Origin of the sequence: Luteimonas arsenica (genome assembly GCF_004352825.1) — a bacterium.
GTDB lineage: Bacteria > Pseudomonadota > Gammaproteobacteria > Xanthomonadales > Xanthomonadaceae > Luteimonas > Luteimonas arsenica.
In genome coordinates this window covers 36,763-58,010 of sequence record NZ_SJRW01000001.1, presented here as the reverse complement: position 1 = coordinate 58,010, position 21,248 = coordinate 36,763, and the positions used below count along the sequence as shown (strand labels likewise).

Genomic DNA, 21,248 nt, shown 5'->3' with positions numbered 1-21,248 from the left:
AACAGGGCCACTGATAGAATCCGCGCCGCTTTCGCGTCCACGCACACCGCCCGCACGCCCGGCGCGGGCCCGTGGATGCGCCCTCCGCCAGCGTTCCGCCTGCAACAGGGTTCCGCCATGACCAGCACCGCCGAATTGTCCTCCCCCGCCTCCGCCAGCACCGGCCTGACCCGGGGCGTGACCGACGCCGACTACACGCTGGAGGACAAGTACACCCGTACCCGGGGACGCATCTACCTGTCCGGCGTGCAGGCCCTGGTGCGGCTGCCGATGATGCAGCGCCTGCGCGACCAGGCCGCGGGCATCGACACCGCCGGCTTCGTCTCGGGCTACCGCGGCAGCCCGCTGGGCGGCTTCGACCTGGAGCTGTGGCGCGCCCGCAGGCAGCTCGAGGCGGCGAACGTGCGCTTCCAGCCGGGACTGAACGAGGACCTCGGCGCGACCATGGTCTGGGGCACCCAGCAGACCAACCTGTTCCCGGGCGCCAAGGTCGATGGCGTGTTCGGCATGTGGTACGGCAAGGGCCCGGGCGTGGACCGCTCGGGCGACGTGTTCAAGCACGCCAACGCCGCCGGCACCCACCGCCACGGCGGCGTGCTGGCGCTGGCCGCGGACGACCACGCCTGCCGCAGCTCCACGCTGCCGCACGGCTCGGAAGGCGAGTTCACCAGCGCGCTGATGCCGATCCTCAACCCGGCCGGCGTGCAGGACATCCTCGACATGGGCCTGGTGGGCTGGGCGATGAGCCGCTACACCGGGCGCTGGGTGGGCTTCAAGACGATCGCCGAGACGGTGGAATCGTCGGCCTCGGTGGACGTGGATCCGTTCGCGATCGAGATCGTCACGCCCGAGGATTTCGAGCTGCCGCCCGGCGGCCTCAACATCCGCTGGCCGGATCCGCCGATGGAGCAGGAGATGCGCCTGCACCGCTATGCGGTGAAGGCGGCGCAGGCCTTCGCGCGCGCCAACCGCATCGACCGCGTGGTGGTGGATTCGCCCAATGCGCGCCTGGGCATCGTCACCACCGGCAAGAGCTACCTGGACGTGCTGCAGGCGCTGGAATACCTGGGCCTGGACGCCGCCGCCTGCGCGGAGCTGGGCATCCGCGTCTACAAGGTCGGCATGACCTGGCCGCTGGAGCCGGTCGGCATCCGGGCGTTCGCGCGCGGGCTGGAGGACATCCTGGTGGTGGAGGAGAAGCTGTCCTTCATCGAGAGCCAGATGAAGGAGCTGTTCTACAACTTCGACTTCGGCCTGGACGGCGGCCGCCGCCCCTCGATCGTCGGCAAGTACGACGAGGCCGGCGAATGGATCCTGCCCTCGACCGGCGAGCTGACGCCGGCGACCATCGCCGGGGTGATCGCGCGCCGCATCCAGCGGTTCCACGACTCGGAACACATCCGCGACGTGCTGCGCTGGATGGAGGAGAAGGAAGGCGCCCTGGCGCTGCCGCGCGCGCAGTTCCCGCGCGTGCCGCACTACTGCTCCGGCTGCCCGCACAACACTTCGACCAAGGTGCCGGAAGGCTCGCGCGCCATGGCCGGCATCGGCTGCCATTACATGGTGACGTGGATGGACCGCAGCACCGACACCTTCACCCACATGGGCGGCGAAGGCGTCACCTGGTCGGGGCAGGCGCCGTTCTCCGACACCCCGCACGTGTTCCAGAACCTCGGCGACGGCACCTACTTCCACTCCGGCACGCTCGCCATCCGCCAGTCGGTCGCGACCGGCGTCAACATCACCTACAAGATCCTCTACAACGACGCGGTGGCCATGACCGGCGGCCAGCCGGTGGACGGCACGCTGTCGGTGCCGCAGATCGCGCAGCAGCTGCGCAGCGAGGGCGTGCAGGAGATCGCGCTGGTATCCGACGAGATCGGGAAGTGGAGCGACCGTTCGATCTTCCCGTCGGGCGTCAGCTTCCACGACCGCCGCGAGCTTGACGACGTGCAGAAGCGCCTGCGCGAAGTGAAGGGCGTGAGCGCGCTGATCTACGACCAGACCTGCGCCACCGAGAAGCGCCGCCGCCGCAAGCGCGGCAAGATGGCCGACCCCGACAAGCGCGTGGCGATCAACTCGCTGGTCTGCGAGGGCTGCGGCGACTGCGGCGTGAAGTCGTTCTGCGTCTCGGTGCTGCCGAAGGAGACCGAGTTCGGGCGCAAGCGCGAGATCGACCAGTCGGCCTGCAACAAGGACTTCAGCTGCGTCGAGGGCTTCTGCCCGAGCTTCGTCACCGTGCACGGCGGCAAGCCGCGCAAGGGCAAGCCGGCCACCGGTCTTTCCCGCCTGGCCAACCTGCCCGAACCGACCTTCGCCAGCGACCTGTCGCGGCCCTGGAACATCCTCATCACGGGCGTCGGCGGCACCGGCGTGGTCACCATCGGTGCCCTGCTGGGCATGGCCGGCCACCTGGAAGGCCGCGGCGCCAGCGTGCTCGACCAGACCGGGCTGGCGCAGAAGGGCGGCGCGGTGACCACCCACATCCGCATCGCCAACGCGCCGTCGGACATCCACGCCGTGCGCATCGCCGCCGGCGAAGCCGACCTGGTACTGGGCTGCGACATGGTCGTGGTCAACGACTACTGGGCGCTGTCCAAGCTGCGCGCCGGGCGCTCGCAGGTGGTGATCAACAGCTACGAGGCGATGCCGGGCACCTTCACCACGCGGCCGGACATGCAGTTCCCGGCCGCCGACATCGTCAGCGCGGTGCGCAAGGCACTCGGCGGCGGCGAGGCCGGCAGCGACGGCGCGGCCACGGCACGGACCCTCGCCGCGGACGACGCGCTGCACGTGGTCGATGCCACCCAGCTCGCCACCGCGCTGATGGGCGACGCCATCGCCGCCAACCTGTTCATGCTCGGCTACGCCTGGCAGCGCGGCCTGGTGCCGCTGTCGCTGGAGGCGCTGATGCGCGCGGTCGAACTCAACGGCGCCGCGATCGAGATGAACAAGACCGCGTTTGCCTGGGGCCGCCTGGCCGCGGTCGACATCGCCGCCGTGCAGGAGGCCGCCGGCCTGGTGCGCAACCCGCGCACCGCCGCCGAGGACACGCCGACCCTGCTCGACGCGCTGCCCCCGGGCGACTGGGAAGGCAACGAGTGGGGCGCCACCAGCGCGCCCAAGCCGCAGCGCACCGAAGACGAACTGCGCCACCTCCCCGCAAGCGCCGAGACCTCCCTTCCCCCGCAAGCGGGGGAAGGTGCCCGAAGGGCGGATGGGGGCCAACCCCGCGACAACCTCACCTTCCTGCCCCTCGACGACGCCCGCCTCTCACGCAGCCTCGACGAGCTGGTCGAGCGCCGCGGCACCTTCCTGACCGACTACCAGGACGCGAAGTACGCCGCGCGCTACACCGCCTTCGTCGCCCGCGTGCGCGAAGCCGAAGCCGCGCGCGCCCCGGGCTCGACCGACCTCACCGAGGCCGTGGCCCGCTACTTCTTCAAGCTCATGGCCTACAAGGACGAGTACGAAGTCGCGCGCCTGTACACCAGCGGCGAGTTCGAGCGCCGGCTGAAGCAGCAGTTCGAAGGCGACTTCAGGCTGGAATTCCACCTCGCCCCGCCGCTGCTCGCGAAGCGCGACGCCGAGGGCCGGCTGCAGAAGAAGTCCTTCGGGCCCTGGGTGTTCACCGCGTTCAAGCTGCTGGCAAAGCTCAAGGGTCTGCGCGGCGGCCCGCTGGACGTGTTCGGCTATACGGAAGAGCGGCGCATGGAGCGCGGCCTGATCGACGACTACGAGCGCACCGTCGGCGGGCTGCTGGAGACGCTGGACGCCGGCAACGTGGCGCTGGCAGCGGAGATCGCCTCCATCCCCGAGCACATCCGCGGCTACGGCCACGTCAAGCACGCCCATCTGGAAAAGGCGAAGGCGCGTGAGGCGGACCTGTTGCGCGAGTGGCAGAACCCGCTGCGCATCGTCCAGGCCGCCTGAGCCAGCACGCCGCCCACCGCGACCTCTTCCCCCGCCCTGCGGGGGAAGATGCCCGAAGGGCAGATGGGGGCAAGCTTGCGGGGGTGTCCCATCGGAGCGCTTCTGCAAGCTTGCAGGATACGATTTTTATATCTATTCAATATAAATTCAATCAAATGCGCAAAAGAGGCGTTTATCCAAGCAATAAAGCCACATGAATCCTTGACTATCTATTCATAGATCTATTCAATACAGATCCATGAACACCTCCCGCCTGCCCCAGGCCCTGGCCCTGCTCCAGCGCGAGGGCCCGCTGCCGACCCGGGACATCGGGCAAGCGCTCGGGGTCAGCCAGCCCACGGTCTCACGCCTGCTGGCCAGCGCCGGGGACCGCATCGTGCGCATCGGCCGCGCCCGCGCCACCCGCTATGCGGCGGCCCGCGACATCGGCCGGGCCGGCAGCCGCTGGCCGCTGTACCGCATCGGCCCGGATGCGCGGCCCGTCCATCTGGGCGAGATCCGCGCGCTGGCCGGCGACGCCTTCCACTTCGAGACTGCGCGCCCCTTGCCCAGCTTCGTCCACGGGGCCTTCGCCAGCGGCCTCTACCCCGGCCTGCCGTGGTTCCTCGACGACCAGCGCCCGCAGGGCTTCCTGGGCCGCGCCTTCGTGCATCGCGTCAGCGGCGACATCGGCGCCCCGGACGACCTGCTGCGCTGGCAGGCCGACGACGTGCTGCTGGCCCTGCTGCGCCACGGACACGACCAGCCCGGCGACCTCGTGCTTGGCGACGCGGCGCTGCAGGAAGCCCTGCAGGCCACGCTGTCGGATGTGGGAACGCTCGCGCCCGGCGAGCGCGACGAGCGCTACCCGCTGCTGGCCGAAGCCGCGCTGCGTGGCGAAGCCCCGGGATCATCGGCAGGCGGCGAGCAGCCGAAGTTCCTCGCCCACCTGCGCGAGGAGCACGGCGTGCGCGCACTGATCGTCAAGTTCAGCGAGCGCACCGACACCCTCGCCGGCCGGCGCTGGGCCGACCTGCTGCACTGCGAGTGCATCGCCGCCAACGTGCTGCTCGGCCACGGCCAGGCCGCCGCGCGCAGCGAGGTGCTCGAGGCCGGCGGTCGCGTCTTCCTGGAATCCACGCGCTTCGACCGCACTCCCGTCCGCGGCCGCCATGGCTTCGTGTCGCTGGCCGCGATCGACGCCGCCTTCCACGGGCACGGGCGCATCGACTGGTGGCGCTACGCCGGCGAACTGGAGCACGACGGCTGGCTGCATGCCGAAGATGCGCATCGCCTGCGCGTGCTCGGCTGGTTCGGCGCACTGATCGGCAACAGCGACATGCACCTGGGCAACGCCGGACTGGTGCTGGCCGACGACCGCCCGCTGGCGCTCGCACCGGCCTACGACATGCTGCCGATGATGTTCCGGCCCGCGGCGAGCGGCGAAGTGGTGGAGCGCGGATTCGCCGCCATCCCGCCCCTGCCGGAGCAGCACGATGCCTGGCTGGAGGCCGCACGCGCGGCGCAGGTGTTCTGGTCGCAGGTCGTGGACAGCGATGCGGTGTCGGCGCCCTTCAGGGCGATTGCAGGCCAGGCGGGCGAATCCGTCGCCCGGGCCCTCGCCCGCTACGCTGCCTGAACCGCCGCGACCTCTTCCCGCGCCCTGCGGGGGAAGGGTTCAGCCGCTGCAGCCGCCGCAGCACACCGAAGGCTGCTGCTCGACTTCGTCGGGATCGACAGCACCGCCGACCTGGTTGAGCAGCACCACCAGGCCCTGGGCGTCGATCGCCGCGTTCACGCGCAGGCCCTGCGCGGGGTCGATGTCGACCACGGCGGCCGGGTCGAAGGCGAGCAGCGCGTCCTCGATCACCGCCAGCGGCGGCAGCGGGCGCGACGCGCGGACGTGGAATTCCATCGCCGGTTCCTCAAGGTGCGGCGCAGGTTTCGCGCCGTTGGCCCATGCTCAGCCCGCGGCCGCGCGACCGCGCTGACCCAGGTCAAGCCCGCAACGAGCGGGCTGCATGCGTCGCGGAACCCCGGACGGCTACTGCGCGAGGTAGCCGCCGTCGGCAGGGTAGTAGGCGCCGGTGACCAGGCTGGCCCGCGCGCTGGCCAGGTAGGCCACCAGATCGCCGACCTCTCCCGGCTGCCCCAGGCGCTGGATCGGATGCAGGGTCGCCAGGTGCTCCAGCACCTCCGGGTCCGCGCCGAGGATCGGCGTTTCGACGAAGCCCGGCCCCACCGCGTTGATGCGGATGCCGCGCTCGGCGTACTCCAGCGCAGCGGTCTTCGTCAGCCCGACCACGCCATGCTTGGACGCCACGTAGGCGGACGCCGTGCGCCAGCCGACCCGGCCCAGGATCGAAGCGATGTTGACGATCGAGCCGCCGCCGCGCGCCAGCAACGCCGGCAGCTGCGCGTGCATGGCGTAGTACACGCCGTTGAGGTTGACGTCGATGACCCTGCGCCACCCCTCGGGACTCATGTCACAGGTGAGGTTGGCCTCGCCACCGATACCGGCGTTGTTGACCGCGATATCGAGGCCGCCGTAGGCGTCCAGGGCCGCGTTCACCGTCGCTTCGTGGTCGTCCAGCCGCGAAGCATCGGCGCGCAGCACCACGCCCTTGGCGTCAGCGCGCGCCGCACGCATCTGCGCCAGGGTCTGTTCACAGCCGGCGACGTCGATGTCGGTCAGCACCAGGTCCGCGCCCTCGCGCGACAGCGACAGCGCGATCGCGCGACCGATGCCCGAAGCCGCGCCGGTGACGATGGCGGCCTTGCCCTGCAGCTCGAGATCCATGGCCGTGCTCCTCGGTAGGGTCTCCGAGCATCGCGCAGCCGCCGCGGCTCCGTATTGTCCTCGATCAACCCGCGCCGCCTGTCCTGCGCGCCGGCTCAGTCGCCCAGGACCTCGCGCGCATCGACCACTTCCACGTCGGCCATCTGCCGCGCCCACTGGTCGTACCAGGGCTTGTGCGAGGCGCCGACGATGTTGAGCACGCGCGCGCCGGGGTGCGGCGTGATCGCCTCGCGGATGTTGGCGACCATGCGCAGGTTGCGGGTTTCCCACCAGCCGGCGTAATAGCGCCCGAAGCGCTCCGGCGCCGCGTCGGCGAAGGCGCCGCCGAAGTCGGCCCGGATCTGCGCGTCCTGGGCACCAGGCGCGTTCATGTCGCGGTAGGCCGCCAGCAGGCTGTCGCCGTCGTCGACCGCGGACCAGGCCGCTTCCATGGCCGCGAAGCGGGGCGTATCGCGGATTCCCTGGAAGAAGGTGCGCTGCCAGTCCGCGAACCCCTCGGGATAGGCATCGCCCAGGACCACCGCCGTGTGGTCGTCCACGGCGTGGATCCGTTCAAGGCCGCTGGCCGCCGCCACCGCCGCGGCGATGTCGTAGGACTCGTTCATCGCCCGCTGCGAGCGGTCCAGCACCTTGAGCGCGGCCTCGGTCAGGCCGTCTTCCGCGATCCGTTCCGGCACCGCGAGCCGCAGCCACTGCACCTGCGCCGAAGGCCTGTCGCCGGCCGCCAGGAACAGCATCGCCAGGCGGCGGCGCTGCGCCGGCGTGGGCGATGCCGGCCATTCGGCGAGTACAGCCGCAGCGTCACGCTCGGCCTCCGCCTGCGTGGTCTTCAGCGCGCGCTGGAAGCCGGTCGCGTCGGGACAATAGTGCTCATAGGCTTCGGCATAGCGCTGCGGCACCTGGCGCATCAGCTCGCACTGCGCGCCCGACAGCGATTCCACCGTCACCACCTGCGGCTGCCATGCGACCAGCTTCGCGTTGAGCGGCGCCAGCCACGTGCGCTGCCAGTCACCGTGGCTGGACAGGTGCACGCTGCCGAGGTTGAGCATCTGCGTGCGCGGTCCCGCCACGGCGGGGCGTTCGCCCAGCGGCGGCGTGTACTGGGCGGACGCGGGCGCACCGGCGAACACGGCGGCGGTGGACAGCAGCAGGGCGACGAGCTTGCGCACGACGACGGCTCCATGGCGGGCGGGCCACCACCCTGCCGCGAGCCGGTGCCGTGCTCAAGCTCCGATCGTCACGGTGCCTATCGACGCCTCCACGTCCAGGCAGAACGACTCAGGCCAGCGATTCGATGTGCGCGACCATCCGCTTCCGGCCGGCCTCGTCGGGCAAACGTCCCGTCGCCGCGCCCAGGTTGTCGATCACGTTGCGCGCCTGGCTGGTGGCCGGCGTCGCCGCGGTGACCGCCGGGTGCGAGACCACGAACTTGAGGAAGAACTGGCCCCAGGTGGCGATGTCGTACTCCGCCGCCCACTCCGGCAGCGCCTGGCCTTCCACCCGCTGCCACAGCCGCGTGCGCCCGAAGGGCGCGTACACCAGCACGCCGATGCCGTGCTCCTGCGCCAGCGGGAAGATACGCTCCTCCATCGCCCGGTTGTCGACGGCGTAGTCGACGCCGATGAAGTCGAGCGCCTTGTCGCGCATCAGCGGCTCCAGCTCCGCGTAGCGGCCCGCAGACGTGTTGGTCGCGCCGATGTAGCGGATGCGGCCGGCGGCCTTCGCCTCGCCGAGGATGCCGAGCTGGGTCGGTATGTCGGCCATGTTGTGCACCTGCACCAGGTCGACCGGCGATTTGCCCACGCGCGCGAACGACTGCTCCAGCTGCGCGCGCGCGGCTTCGGGATCCGCGGCACCGCCGCCGCGGCCGGCGACGTTGAGCTTGGTGGCCCAGAACAGCCGGTCGCCGAGACCCGCCTCCTGCGCGATCCGGCCGGCCACGTCCTCCGACGCGCCGTAGCTGGGCGCGGTGTCGAATACGCGGCCGCCGTGCTGAACCATCGCCTCCAGGACCTCGCGGACGCGCGCGGCGTCGCCTTCGCCGGCGATCCGCGAGAACGAAGCCGAACTGCCCAGCCCCACCACCGGCAGCTGCTCACTGGTGCCGGGGATGACGCGCGTGATGAGCGCACGCGGACCGTCGTCGGCCAACAGCAGCTTCGGACTGATCGCCAGGGCCACGCCCGCCGCAGCGGACAGCTTCAGGTATTCGCGTCGCGTGATCATGCGCGGTTCCTCGTTGGCTGTTCGAACCACAGGTTTTACCACGCGCGGCCGGCATCCCGGTGCAGCCAGCGATACAGCGCAGGCAGCACCAGCAGCGTGAGCAGCGTCGACGACACGATGCCACCGATGACGACCGTCGCCAGCGGCCGCTGGACCTCCGCGCCCGCGCCGACGTTGAAGGCCATCGGCAGGAAGCCCAGCGAGGCGACCAGCGCGGTCATCAGCACCGGCCGCAAACGGCCAAGCGCACCCTCGACGATGGCCACCTCCAGCGGCTCGCCGCGCTGCCGCAGCTTGCGGATGAAGCTGATCATCACCAGCCCGTTGAGCACCGCGATCCCCGACAGCGCGATGAAGCCCACGCCCGCCGAGATCGAGAGCGGGATGCCGCGCAGCCACAGCGCGACCACGCCACCGGTCAGCGCCAGCGGCACGCCGGTGAACACGATCCCGGCGTCCTTCGCCGAGCCGAAGGCCATGAACAGCAGCCCCAGGATCAGCAGCAGCGTCACCGGCACCACGACCGCGAGCCGCCGGCTGGCCGAGAGCAGCTGCTCGAAGGTGCCGCCGTAGTCGATCCAGTAGCCTTCCGGCAGCGCGACGTCGCGCACGATCGCGTCCTGCAGTTCGGCCACGAAGCCGCCCAGGTCACGCCCGCGCACGTTGGCGCTGACCACGATGCGGCGCTTGCCGTTCTCGCGGTTGACCTGGTTGGGGCCGAGCCGCGTTCCGATCTTCGCGACTTCGCGCAGCGGGACCGTGCGCGGCGCGCCCGAGCGCCACGCGGCCCTGCCGCTGGACTCGTCCGCCTGCACCTCGTCGCCCAGGGCGATGGGCAGCTCGGCCAGCGCGCGCGGGTCCTCGCGCAGGGCGTCGGGCAGGCGCACGACGATGTCGAAGCGGCGGTCGCCCTCGAACAGCTGGCCCGCCTGCGTACCGCCGATCGCCGTGGCCACGGTGTCCTGCAACTCGCCCGGATTGAGCCCGTAGTTGGCGAGCGCGATGCGATCCGGCTCCACGGTGAGCATCGGCAGGCCGGCCACCTGTTCCACCTGCACGTCGGCCGCGCCGGGAATCCCCGACACCACGGCCTGCACCTGCGCGGCCGTGCGCGCGAGCCTGTCCAGGTCGTCGCCATAGACCTTCACCGCCACGTCCGCGCGCACGCCGGAGATCAGCTCGTTGGTACGCATCCGGATCGGCTGGGTGATCTCGTAGTTGCTGCCCGGGACCGCCGAGATCACGCCTTCGATCTCGTCCAGCAGCACGGCCTTGGGCTTGCCGGGGTCGGGCCAGTCGCGGCGATCGGCCAGCATCACGAAGGTGTCGGCGATCGAGGGCGGCATCGGGTCGCTGGCGACTTCGGCGGTGCCGATCTTGGCGAACACGCGCTTGACCTCGGGCAGGCCGCCGAGCGCCGCCTCCAGCGTCGTCTGCATCTCCACCGACTGGCCCAGGCTGGTGCCCGGGATGCGTAGCGCCTGCACCACCACGTCGCCCTCGTCCAGTTCGGGAATGAACTCGCTGCCCAGGCGCGTGGCCAACAGGCCGCAGAGCACGGTCAACAGCGCTGCACCGGCGATGACCGGCATGCGCAGGCGCAGCGACGCGCGCAGCAGCGGTGCATAGCCCCGCCGGCACGCGGCGACCACGCGGTTCTCGTGCTCGTCCACGCGGCCGCCCATGAACACGGCGATCGCCGCCGGCACGAAGGTCAGTGACAGCAGCATCGCGGCGGTCAGCGCCATCACCACGGTGATCGCCATGGGATGGAACATCTTTCCCTCGACGCCGGTGAGCGCGAAGATCGGCAGGTACACCGCGGTGATGATGCCGACGCCGAACAGTGCCGGACGGATCACCTCGGCGGTGGCGCTGGCGGTGGCCTCGAAGCGCTCTTCGCGGGTCATCACCCGTCCAAGCGCCCGCTGCAGTTCGCCGAAGCGACGCAGGCAGTTCTCGATGATGATCACCGCGCCGTCCACGATCAGGCCGAAGTCCAGCGCGCCCAGGCTCATCAGGTTGCCCGACACGCCCGTGCGCACCATGCCGGTGAGCGTGAACAGCATCGCCAGCGGAATCACCGCGGCGGTGATCAGCGCCGCACGGACGTTCCCCAGCAGCAGGAACAGCACCACGATCACCAGCAGCGCGCCCTCGACCAGGTTCTTCGCCACCGTGGCGATGGTGCGCTCGACCAGCGAGGTGCGGTCGTACACCGGCGTGGCGGTCACGCCCTCGGGCAGGCTGGCGTTCGCGGCCTCGAGCCTGGCCGCGGCCGCCCGCGAGACCTCGCGGCTGTTCGCGCCGACCAGCATGATGACCGTGCCGATCACGGCTTCGTGCCCGTCCTGCGTGGCCGCGCCGCTGCGCAGCTCCCGACCCTCGCCCACCCGGGCCACGTCGCGCACGCGGATCGGCACGCCTTCGCGGCGGTCGAGCACGATCAGGCCCAGTTGTTCCGCGTCGCCCACCTGGCCCGGCACGCGCACCAGCAGCTGCTCGCCGTTGCGCTCGATGTAGCCGGCGCCAACGTTGCGGTTGTTGCTGGCGATCGCGGACACCACGTCCTGCAGGGTGAAGCCGAGCGCGCGCAGCCGGGCCGGATCCGGGGTCACGTGGATCTGGCGCTCGAAGCCGCCGATGGTGTCGACCTCGGTCACGCCCGGCACGTTGCGCAGCTGCGGCCGGATCACCCAGTCCTGCAGGGTGCGCAGGTCGGTGGGCGTGTAGCGGCTGCCGTCGGGCTTGCGCGCGTCGGGGGCCGCATCGACGCTGTACATGAGTACCTCGCCCATGCCGGTGGCGATCGGGCCCATCGTCGGCTCCAGCCCCTCGGGCAGCTGCGCGCGCGCCTGCTGCAGGCGTTCGGCCACCTGCTGGCGGGCGAAGTAGATGTCGGTGCCATCGTCGAACACCACCGTCACCTGCGACAGCCCGTAGCGCGACAGCGAACGCGTGTGGTCGAGCCCGGGCAGGCCCGCGAGGGCGGTCTCGACCGGCCAGGTCACGCGCTGCTCGGACTCGAGCGGGGAGTAGCCGGGCGCCACGGTGTTGACCTGCACCTGGACGTTGGTGATGTCCGGGGTGGCATCGATCGGAAGCTTCGTGAAGCTCCACCCGCCCAGGGCGGCCAATGCCAGCGTCAGCAGCAGCATCATCCAGCGGTGCCGGATGGAGAACGCGATCAGTGATTCGAGCATGGCCGTGCCTCAGTGATCGTGGGCGACAGCGGACTTGCCGATGTCCGCCTTGACCAGGAAGCTCTGCGAGACCACGACCTCCTCGCCCGCCTCCAGGCCGGAGACGACCTCGACCCGCTCGCCATCGCGGCGACCCAGGGTCACCGGCCGCTCCCCGTAGTGCTCGCCTTCGCGCACGTAGATCACGTCGCGACCCGCCTCGTCGGCCTGCAGCGCGGTGACCGGCACCGCCAGCGCGACATCGGCATGGTCCACGACCACGCGCGCGCGCACCGCCGCGCCCGGGCGCCACAGGCCGTCGGCGTTGTCGATGCTGGCGCGCGCCACCGTGCTCTGGCTGGCGGTGGCGGTCGCCGGCAGGATGCGTTCGAGCGTGGCCTCGATGCTGGCGCCGTCGCTCATCCGTGTCACCGTGACCGGGATGCCGGCGACTATGTGGCCGGCGTCGTTGCCGAAGATGTGCAGGTCTACCCACAGCGTCGACAGGTCGGCGACCTCGAACAGCGGCGTGCCCTCCGCCGCCACGCCGCCGACCGATGCGGAGCGCTGCAGCACCACGCCGGAGATCGGCGAGGCCACGGTGTAGGTGGTCAGGCTGAGGTTGCTCTCGATGGTGGCCAGCGCCTGGCCCGCGCGCACCTGGTCGCCGATCCTGGCGTTCAGCGCGCGGATCGGCCCCGGGAAGCGCGCCGTCACCTGCGCCACGCGCCCTTCCGCGGGCGTCAACAGGCCCTGGACTTCGTGTTCGTCGGCGATGGTGCCCGGGCCAGCGGCCGCGACGCGGATGCCGGAGGCCGCGGCCACGTCGGCGGGGATCGTGGTGGCCGGCGCGCCGTCCTCGTCGTGCTCGTCGTGCTCGTCGTGCTCGTCGTGCTCGTCGCCGTGATCATCGTCGTGCCCGGCCGCGCCCTCGGCATGGGTCGCGGCGCTGCCGTCGTCGGCATGCCGGCCGCCGCAGGCGGCGAGCAGCGCGGCCAGTGCCAGCGCCAGCACGCGCTGGATCGTCTTCGTGTACGTCATGGCAGGGTTTCCTTTGCAGCCGAGGCGGGGCCGGCCAGCAGCGATGCGCCGGTCAGGCGCTGGAGTTCGAGCAGTGCACGCCGGGCGTCGAGCGCGGCGTCGAGCTGCTGGCGCTGCGCGGCGATCGTTTCGGACTGGAGCTGCGCCCATTCCAGGTAGCTGGCGGCGCCGGCACGATAGGCACGCTCGGCGGACCGTTCGGCGCGCACGAGCCGCGGCAGGATCCCGTCGCGGGTCCGCTCGACCTCCAGCCGCGCGACGCGATAGCGGCCGTGGGCTTCGGCAAGCGTGCCGTACAGCGCGACGTCCAGCGACTCGCGCTCGATCCCGAGTGCGGCGAGGTCGGCTTCGGCGGCGAGGATCCCCGGCCGGGCGCGGTGCGCGGCACCCAGCGGCATCGACACGCTGCCGAGCAGGGCCACGTCGCCGCCGTCCTGGAAGCGGCGCGCACCCAGCTGCCACTCGAGGTCCGGGCGCGCCTCGCTGCGCGCGAGCTGCAGGCGCGCCTCGCGGATGCGGCGCTCGTCGGCGACCTGCATCAGCTCCGGCGTGTGCTGGAGCATCGCGGCGAGCTCTTCCATCGCCGCGATCTCCGGCAATGCCAGCAGGTCGCCATCGACCATCTCGAACCGGGGCTCGCGCTCGCCCCACAGCGCCGCGAGATGCCGGCGCGCGGCATCCTGCTGCTGCAGCGCGCGCTCCAGCATCATGTCCGCACGGACGTGCGCCGCCTGCGCCGCCAACAGCACCGACTCCGGCGAAGCCCCGGCCTGCAGGCGCTGCCGTGCAGCGGCGACCGCACGCCCGCGCTGCTCGATGTCACGCCGCGCGATCGCAGCCTCCGCCCGTGCCGCCAGCACCGCCAGATAGCGGCGGGCGGTGTCGGCCAGCAGGTCCAGGCGCTGCGCCTCGCGCTGGACCGCCAGCGCATCGATCCGGCCCTGTGCCAGGGTGCGGCGTGCATCCAGCTTGCCGCCGCGCTCGAACACGCCCGCGAGCGTCAGCGTGGTGCTGGCCTGGTCGAATCCACGCAGGGCACCGCTGCCGAGGGCGTCTTCGACCTCGATTCCTGCGCGCAGCGGCGGACGCAGCGTGGCCGCCTCCTGCTCGGCGAGCAGGATGTTGTGACGCGCGCCGAAGAGGCGCAGGTCGGGGTGGGCGCGCGCAACGCGCGCGAACGCGTCGTCGAGCGTAAGCGTGGGGGGCGCCAACGGGGGCGTTTGTGCGCGCACCGGCAGGCACGACGCAAGCAACAGGGCGGCCATCGCCGCCAGACGAAACCACATGGAAATCTCCGATCGGGAACGAGGAGCCGGCCGCAGCCGGCGGCAACCTCAGGCCGTGATCGGGGGCCGGATCGCAGTTCCGCGGGGCGCGGGCGCCGGTTCGGCCAGCGCGGCGTCCGCCGGGCGCGCAGCGACATGCGTCGCCACCATCGAAGCCGTGGCCTTCGGCAGGACCGTTCCCGCCGTGCAGCATTCGCCGCAGGCCTGGCCCGGGCAGCATTCGTCGCCGGCTTGCCCGGAAGCGGCATCCACGACCAGCGCCGCGAAGGGATCGCCGGCCGCCAGCCGCATGTCTTCCAACTCGCAGCCCGCCACCAGGACCGGCTTCACCAGCAGCCCCAGGGCAAGCAGCACCAGCGCCAGGAGGCGCAGGCCGCGTGGAGTGCTGTGGAGGCGGGAATGCATCGGCGCAGGTTAGCGACCGGGCCGAGCGTTACACAATCTCACCCGGGGCGACGCCACGCCAGGCAGCGGTTGTTGGCCGGCATCGCCACGTCGTCGACCAGGCGCAGCCCCGCGGCGACGGCAAGCGCGTCCACCGCCTCGAAATCGCGGATGCCCGAGCGTGGATCGCGCGCTTTCAGCCACGCATCGAAGTCACGGTTGCTGTCGCTGGTGAACGTCCCTTCGTAGTTGAACGGCCCGTAGGCGACGAGCGTGCCGCCGGGCGCATCGGCGAGCAACCGCCCGACGCCGCGAAAGAAGGCCTGCACCCCGTCCCAGCCCATGATGTGCAGCGTGTTGGCGGTGAACACCGCATCGGCACCCGGCTCCGGCCACTGCGGCTGCAACACGTCGAGTTCGAGCGGCGCTGGCGTGTTCGGCAACTGCGCATCGTCCAGCCAGGCACGGACGCCCGGCAGGTGGTCGGCGACGTCCGAGGCCTGCCACTCAAGCCATGGCATCGCCGCCGCGAAGTGCACCGCGTGCTGCCCGGTGCCACTGCCGATCTCGAGGACGCGCCGGCGATCGGCGAACCACTCGCGCAGCACGGCGAGAATGGGATCGCGGTTGCGCTCGCAGGCGGGGGCGTGGGGCCGAGGGTCCATGAAGTCATCCATCCAGTCGATGTTTCCCGCGCCCGGACGCTCAGCGGCCCGCGCGCTCCTGCGCACTGGCATCGCGCGCGACGCGGAATTCGCTGTCCGCATCCCACGCCGGCCAGGCCCCGGATCCCGCCACCTCGCGCACCAGCCGCAGCACCACTTCCGTATCCGCGGTCGGTCCGCGCATGTCCCAGCCGTCGCCGAACTCGTCGCCGGGCTGGTGGTAGCGCTTGGCGAAGTAGTCGGCGCGCGCCGCCTTGCCGCCTTCCACGCCGCCGTCGAGCTGGTCCATGCCCGGACCGATGGTGATCGCCGGCACGCCCGCCTGGGCGAAGGCGAAATGATCGGCGCGGTAGAACAGACCGGCCTCGAGGTCGGGATCGGTGGAATACGTGCGCCCCAGCGCCGCCGCCGCGGCCTGCAGGTCGCGCTCCAGCGAGACCTTGCCTTGGCCCCAGCTCGAGATGTCACGGGTCGGCCCGTCCGGGCTCCACATCTCCATGTTGAGCACCGCCGCCGTGGTCGCAAGCGGCCGCAGCGGATGGGCCGCGTAGTAGGTCGCGCCCAGCAGCCCGCTCTCCTCCGCCGTCAGCGCGACGAACAGCACGCTGCGCGCCGGCTTCGGCCCCTCGGCCATCACCCGCGCGATCTCGATCATCGAGGCGATCGCGGTGGCGTTGTCGACCGCCCCGTTGATGATCGCGTCACCGCTTTCGTCGGGCTCGCCGATGCCGAAGCTGTCCCAGTGCCCGGACACGACCACCGTCTCGTCGGCGCGTGCATCCCCCGGCAGCAGGCCCAGCACGTTGCGACTGGTGATCCGGCTGCGCTCGACCGCGAACGCCGCCGAGAACCTCGCATCCCCCAGCGCGCGCGCCCTGAAGCCATGCTGCTGCGCCTCGCGCTTGGCGGCCTCGAACGACAACCCCGCATCCGCGAACAGCCGCTCCGCCGTCGCCCGCTGGATCCAGCCCCGCACCGGCAGATGCCAGCTGGCCGCATCCTCGCGCACGATGTCGAACTGCGGCGCCAGTCGCCCGTTGCGCACCGTCACCCACGGATACGCCGCCGGCGCCGTCTCGTGCACGATCAGCACGCCTGCAGCCCCGCGCTTCGCCGCCTCGATGTACTTGTAGGCCCAGCGCCCGTACCAGGTCATCGCCTTGCCGCCGAACCGCCCCGGTTCGGTCTCGAAGTCCGGATCGTTCACCAGCACCACCACGACCTTGCCGCGCACGTCGAGCCCCGCGTAGTCGTCCCAGTCCAGCTCCGGCGCCGTGATCCCGTAGCCCGCGAACACCACCGGCACATCGCGCAGCGCCACGTTCCCGTCCGGATGCAGCGTCTCCAGCGCGATGTCCTCGCCGTTCACCAGCGACCACGCCTCATCGCCCCCGACCGTGAACGACGCCGCCACCGGCCCCGCGATCTCCGTCCGCTCCAGCGTCACCGCCTGCGTCCAGCCCCCACCGTCGCCCGCCGGCTGCAGACCCGCCGCCGCGAACTGTTCGCTGATATACGCAACCGTCTTCTCCTCCCCCGGCGTATCCGGCGCCCGCCCCTCGAATTCGTCCGAAGCCAGCATGCGCAGATGCCCCGCCAGCCTCTCGCTGCTGATCGCGCCAACATCCGCATCTGCACCCGCATCTGCAGGCTGCCCGGAATCAGCATTGGCATCCTGATCGCCCTGCCGCACCCCATCGCAGGCCGACAACAGCAGCCCGAACATCACAACGCCGAACACACGCAGCATGGCCGTTCATCCCGGATCGACAAGGCGTCCATTGTGCCCACATGCAAAGAACGCACTGCAACACGCCGCCGCAACACGCCCTGATCCACCCACCGCGAGAACGCCCCGCAGGCATGTCGGGCGCGACGTGCCCACCGAGCACAGGCTGCGAATGGGCACGTCGCGCCCGGCATGCCTGGTCTCAGCCCCCGGCGCGGGAGTCCTTGACCTTCCTCCAGACTGGCGGCGGCAATGCAAAGCGGCGCGTGTCCTCCGCGCCAACCAAGCGAATAACGAGGAGCGACTTGGCGCGGAGGGCACGCGCCGCCACCGTCACCGTCACCGCCACCGCCACCACAATCATCCCGCCCACACACCCGGCGACCATGCAGTCACCCCGCACCAGCCAGCACCACAGCGGCTCCTACTGCCCCGAATCCCGCCGCAAAGCCTCCAGGATCCGCACCCCCGCCCGCCCATCCGCCGGCGAAATCCCCAACCGCTCCTGCTCCGACACGATGGCCCGCCGCGTCAGCGTCCCCACCATCCCGTCCGCCTCCCCGATGGCATGCCCCCGCCCAAGCAGCAGCGTCTGCAGCTCCCGCCGCTCCGCCCGCCCGATGCCCGGATCATCCGTCGGCCACGGCGTCACGAACGCAGCCCCGCCACGCAGCCGATCCGCCAGGTGCGCGATCGCGAACGCATAGCTCTCCGCCGCGTTGTACGAATAGATCGCATCGAAGTTCCGGAACACCACGAACGCCGGCCCCGACGCCCCCGCCGGCAGGATCACCGCCGAACGCGCATCCGCCGCCACCCCCGTGATCGCACTGCCATCGACGCGCCGCAGCCCCTGCGCCACCCACGCCGACAGCGGCTTCCGGTTTGTGCGCCCCGCCTGCGACGCATTGAACCCCGCCGGCAGCTTCACCTCGTAGCCCCAGGGCTCGCCGGTGCGCCAGCCCGACTTCTTCAGATAGTTCGCCGTCGACCCCAGCGCATCCGGAATGCTGCCGACCAGGTCGCGCCGGCCATCGCCGTCGAAATCCACCGCGATCCGCTGGTACGTCGTCGGCATGAACTGCGTATGCCCGAAGGCTCCCGCCCACGACCCCGTGATGCCCGGATCGCGCAGGTCGCCGCGCGCCAGCAGCTGCAGCGTCGCGATGAATTCGCCCTGGAAGAAGGGCTGGCGCCGCCCGAAGCACGACAACGTCGACAGCGACGTGAGCAGCGGCCGCTTGCCGAAGCTGCGCCCGTAGTCGCTCTCCACGCCCCACACCGCCACCACCGTGGCCGGATCGATCCCGTACTCCGCCTGCACCCGCGACAGCGTGGCCGCATGCCCGGCCAGCATCGCGCGCCCGTCGTCCACCCGCTGCTGGTCGACCAAAGCTGCCAGGTAGTCCCAGATCGGCGTGCTGAACTCCGGCTGCTGGTTGAGCAGCGGCAGCACCGTCATGTCCGGCGCCAGCGACGACGTCAGGCGGTCGAAGCTGGCGCCGTCCACGCCCTTGCCGGCGGCGGAGCCGCGCAGCCGCGCCATGCAGCCCTTGAACGTGGCGAGGTCGGCTGCCGATGCGGTCGGTGCGGGTGCAGGTGCGGGCGCCGCCGGTGGGGCGGCCTGCGCCATGGCCTGGGTCGCCGGCAAGGCCAGCAGCAGGGTCGCAAGCATCGGGGAATGGCGCATCGCAGGCTCCGGATTGGACTCGCCGGATTGTAGGCACGTGCACGCGCCGGCAACCGTCACGCCGATGAACGACGACCTGCGCCGCGCCGCGGCTTCACGGCAACCAAACCACTACTGCGATGTCATCGACCGTCCACCCACGGAACGATCGCGATGGAAGCGCTGGAAAGCGGCGAACTCTGGATCCTGCTGCGCGTCGCCGCGGCGATGGCACTGGGCGGCGTGCTCGGCATCGAGCGCGAGCTCGGCCGCCACGCCGCCGGCCTGCGCACCCACATGATGATCGCCGGTGCCGCCGCCCTGATCGTCGGCCTCGGCGACGTGGTTGCCGAGCAGTTCACCCGCGAACAGTACCGCGATCTGGTGCGCATCGACCCTGGCCATCTGATCAAGGCCGTGGTCGCCGCCGTGGGTTTCGTCGGCGCCGGCGCCATCCTGCGCGCGCGCGGCAATCAGCAAGTGCAGGGACTGACCACCGCCAGTTCGCTGCTGATGGCCGCCGCCATCGGCATGGCCGCGGGCCTGGGCCACTACCTGCTCGCGTTCGGCGCCTCGCTGATGTGCGTGGTGGTGCTGGCGGTGTTCCGGCGCCTGGAATCCGGCATCGGCACCGATCGACCCCGGAAGGAATGATTCCGGACAACCGCGCCGCGCATGCGGCATGATCCCGCCATGACCATGAGGAAACCACCATGCCCCGCATCCATCTTTCGCGCAGCGCCGCCGCGCTGCTGGCCGCACCGCTCGTCCTTGCCGTCGCCGCCTGCGGCACCGCCCGCGAGCCCGCGCCCGTGAACGGCGCCCCGCCCAAGGTCATCGAAGGCGGCGGTCTGGCAGGCAGCTGCGACGCCAAGGCCGCGCAGGAATACGTCGGCCAGGTGCTGGACGAAGCGCTCGGCGAGCGCATCAAGACCGCCACCGCCGCCCGCGGCGTGCGCGTGATCCGCCCCGGCATGGCCGTGACCATGGATTACCGCGCCGACCGCCTGAACATCGAGATCGACGACGACAACCGCATCGTCAGGATCCACTGCGGCTGACACCCATGGCACGGGGAAACAGGGGGAAGCCGGGCACGCCACGTAGCTGGATCTGGCTGGTCGCCGCGCTGTGCCTGGTCGGCATGTGGCAGCTGCTCGAGCGCCAGGCCGGCCCGGGCATGCCGCCGGTGGCCGACACCCACCGCGTGCCCGATGCCGCGCCGCAGGCGCCGCCGCGCACGGGTGCCGGCACGCAGCAGGATCCCGCACTCGCCTTCCTGCCGCCCGAAGCCCACGCCACCCTCGCCCTGATCGACCGCGGCGGCCCCTTCCCGCACCGCCAGGACGGCAGCGTGTTCCAGAACCGCGAGCGCCTGCTTCCCCAGCGCCCGCGCGGCCACTACCGCGAATACACCGTCGACACACCGGGCCTCGGCCATCGCGGCGCGCGCCGCATCGTCACCGGCGGCGACCCGCCGGCCGAGTGGTACTACACCGCCGACCACTACCGCAGTTTCCGCGAATTCCAGCGCAGGCCGTCCCCATGACCGACATCGAGCTCGGCGCCCTGCTGGCCGACGCCAGCCAGGCCGCGGCCTATTTCATCGACATCCGCGACCGCGCGGCGCTGGTGGACGCCGCCAACGCGCTCGATTTCGCCGTCGCCGCCGCCAACCTCGAAACCGCCGACGACAAGGACGCGCTGCTCGACGAGATCGCCGCCGCGCTGGCGTTCCCCGCCACCTTCGGCGGCAACTGGGACGCGCTGGCCGACAGCCTGGGCGACCTGTCGTGGCTGCCGGCGCCGGGCTACCTGCTGCTGCTGGACCATTCCACCGGCCTACGCGAATCCGCGCCGGACGATTTCGCCGTCCTGCTCGAGATCCTGGACGAGGCCGCACGCACGCACGCGCGCGTCGGCGTCCCGTTCTGGGCGGTGCTGCCGACCGCATCGTCCGCAACCTGAACCACCGCGACGCCATGCACACGGGCGGGCCGCGATACTCGTGCCACGCCCATCCCTGCGGGGAACCCGCAATGAAGCGACTTCTGCTGACCGCGACTTTCGCCACCCTGGCCCTGTCCCTGGCCGCCTGCAGCGATCCGAGCGAGGCCTATACGCCGGTTGACGAGCTGCCCTCGGCCCAGGACCCGGTCGAGGACCGCACGGACACCGCGGCCCCACCCGAAGACACGATGTACGAGCCCGCGCCGCCGGAGCCGATGCCGCCCACCGACCCGGAGATCCCGCCGCCGATGGATCCGGTCCCGCCGGTCGACGAGGCGACCCAGCCGCCGCCGGTGGACCCGACGATGGAAGACGAAGACCCGGAGACGCCCGCGTCCTGACCG

19 protein-coding genes are annotated in these 21,248 nt (G+C 71.3%); 8 read left to right on the top strand and 11 right to left on the bottom strand.

Annotation, left to right across the window (positions count from 1 at the left end):
- Window positions 1–117 precede the first annotated feature (117 nt).
- Both E2170_RS00250 and yjjJ read left to right on the top strand, forming a co-directional pair.
- On the top strand, window positions 118–3,933 hold the full coding sequence (locus E2170_RS00250; protein WP_132998656.1) for an indolepyruvate ferredoxin oxidoreductase family protein: 3,816 nt from the start codon (window positions 118–120) through the stop codon (window positions 3,931–3,933).
- Window positions 3,934–4,171: 238 nt separating this feature from the next.
- The gene (yjjJ, locus tag E2170_RS00245) at window positions 4,172–5,551 is read left to right on the top strand and encodes a type II toxin-antitoxin system HipA family toxin YjjJ (protein WP_132998655.1); all 1,380 of its coding nucleotides are present in this window, start codon (window positions 4,172–4,174) and stop codon (window positions 5,549–5,551) included.
- A gap of 39 nt (window positions 5,552–5,590) precedes the next feature.
- Here the strand turns inward: yjjJ and E2170_RS00240 are convergent, their stop codons facing one another.
- From E2170_RS00240 to E2170_RS00195, 10 genes are all read right to left on the bottom strand, one after another.
- The gene (locus E2170_RS00240; RefSeq protein WP_132998654.1) at window positions 5,591–5,827 is read right to left on the bottom strand and encodes a hypothetical protein; all 237 of its coding nucleotides are present in this window, start codon (window positions 5,825–5,827) and stop codon (window positions 5,591–5,593) included.
- A gap of 129 nt (window positions 5,828–5,956) precedes the next feature.
- Complete coding sequence (locus E2170_RS00235; protein ID WP_132998653.1) at window positions 5,957–6,712, bottom strand: SDR family NAD(P)-dependent oxidoreductase; 756 nt, start codon at window positions 6,710–6,712, stop codon at window positions 5,957–5,959.
- Between the two features lie 95 nt (window positions 6,713–6,807).
- Window positions 6,808–7,881 (bottom strand): DUF5694 domain-containing protein, encoded by a 1,074-nt coding sequence (locus E2170_RS00230; protein WP_132998652.1) that lies wholly within the window; start codon window positions 7,879–7,881, stop codon window positions 6,808–6,810.
- Window positions 7,882–7,990: 109 nt separating this feature from the next.
- Window positions 7,991–8,938, bottom strand: coding sequence for an aldo/keto reductase (locus tag E2170_RS00225; protein ID WP_132998651.1), 948 nt, complete (start codon window positions 8,936–8,938; stop codon window positions 7,991–7,993).
- 35 nt (window positions 8,939–8,973) lie between these two features.
- Window positions 8,974–12,141, bottom strand: a complete 3,168-nt coding sequence (locus E2170_RS00220; RefSeq protein WP_132998650.1) for an efflux RND transporter permease subunit — start codon at window positions 12,139–12,141, stop codon at window positions 8,974–8,976.
- Window positions 12,142–12,150: 9 nt separating this feature from the next.
- Entirely contained in the window at window positions 12,151–13,161 is a 1,011-nt protein-coding gene (locus tag E2170_RS00215; protein ID WP_132998649.1) for an efflux RND transporter periplasmic adaptor subunit, read from the bottom strand.
- Window positions 13,158–14,447, bottom strand: a complete 1,290-nt coding sequence (locus E2170_RS00210) for a TolC family protein (protein ID WP_132998648.1) — start codon at window positions 14,445–14,447, stop codon at window positions 13,158–13,160. The genes E2170_RS00215 and E2170_RS00210 overlap by 4 nt, the downstream gene beginning before the upstream one ends.
- Window positions 14,448–14,495: 48 nt before the next feature.
- A complete protein-coding gene (locus E2170_RS00205; RefSeq protein ID WP_132998647.1) occupies window positions 14,496–14,852 on the bottom strand; it encodes a hypothetical protein in 357 nt (118 codons plus the stop codon).
- A 38-nt stretch (window positions 14,853–14,890) separates the two neighbouring features.
- On the bottom strand, window positions 14,891–15,496 hold the full coding sequence (locus E2170_RS00200) for a DUF938 domain-containing protein (RefSeq protein WP_132998646.1): 606 nt from the start codon (window positions 15,494–15,496) through the stop codon (window positions 14,891–14,893).
- Window positions 15,497–15,536: 40 nt separating this feature from the next.
- Window positions 15,537–17,189 carry a M28 family peptidase gene (locus tag E2170_RS00195; protein ID WP_425477832.1) on the bottom strand — a complete coding sequence of 551 codons (1,653 nt, stop codon included), beginning with the start codon at window positions 17,187–17,189 and terminating at the stop codon, window positions 15,537–15,539.
- Between E2170_RS00195 and E2170_RS13940 the strand changes: the two genes are divergently transcribed.
- The gene (locus E2170_RS13940; RefSeq protein ID WP_243708116.1) at window positions 17,085–17,330 is read left to right on the top strand and encodes a hypothetical protein; all 246 of its coding nucleotides are present in this window, start codon (window positions 17,085–17,087) and stop codon (window positions 17,328–17,330) included. The genes E2170_RS00195 and E2170_RS13940 overlap by 105 nt on opposite strands.
- A 319-nt stretch (window positions 17,331–17,649) precedes the next feature.
- Here E2170_RS13940 and E2170_RS00190 read toward each other — a convergent pair whose 3' ends face one another.
- Window positions 17,650–18,915 carry a lytic murein transglycosylase gene (locus E2170_RS00190; RefSeq protein WP_243708002.1) on the bottom strand — a complete coding sequence of 422 codons (1,266 nt, stop codon included), beginning with the start codon at window positions 18,913–18,915 and terminating at the stop codon, window positions 17,650–17,652.
- Between the two features lie 153 nt (window positions 18,916–19,068).
- Here E2170_RS00190 and E2170_RS00185 point away from each other — a divergent pair, with 153 nt between their 5' ends.
- The 5 genes from E2170_RS00185 to E2170_RS00165 all read left to right on the top strand — a co-directional run bounded on the left by E2170_RS00185 (window position 19,069) and on the right by E2170_RS00165 (window position 21,245).
- Window positions 19,069–19,548, top strand: a complete 480-nt coding sequence (locus E2170_RS00185; protein WP_132998645.1) for an MgtC/SapB family protein — start codon at window positions 19,069–19,071, stop codon at window positions 19,546–19,548.
- Window positions 19,549–19,607: 59 nt separating this feature from the next.
- Entirely contained in the window at window positions 19,608–19,955 is a 348-nt protein-coding gene (locus tag E2170_RS00180; RefSeq protein ID WP_132998644.1) for an I78 family peptidase inhibitor, read from the top strand.
- Window positions 19,956–19,960: 5 nt separating this feature from the next.
- Window positions 19,961–20,443, top strand: coding sequence for a guanyl-specific ribonuclease (locus E2170_RS00175; protein WP_243708001.1), 483 nt, complete (start codon window positions 19,961–19,963; stop codon window positions 20,441–20,443).
- A complete protein-coding gene (locus E2170_RS00170; protein ID WP_132998643.1) occupies window positions 20,440–20,862 on the top strand; it encodes a barstar family protein in 423 nt (140 codons plus the stop codon). The genes E2170_RS00175 and E2170_RS00170 overlap by 4 nt, the downstream gene beginning before the upstream one ends.
- Before the next feature lie 71 nt (window positions 20,863–20,933).
- The gene (locus E2170_RS00165; protein ID WP_132998642.1) at window positions 20,934–21,245 is read left to right on the top strand and encodes a hypothetical protein; all 312 of its coding nucleotides are present in this window, start codon (window positions 20,934–20,936) and stop codon (window positions 21,243–21,245) included.
- The last annotated feature ends 3 nt before the right edge of the window (window positions 21,246–21,248 follow it).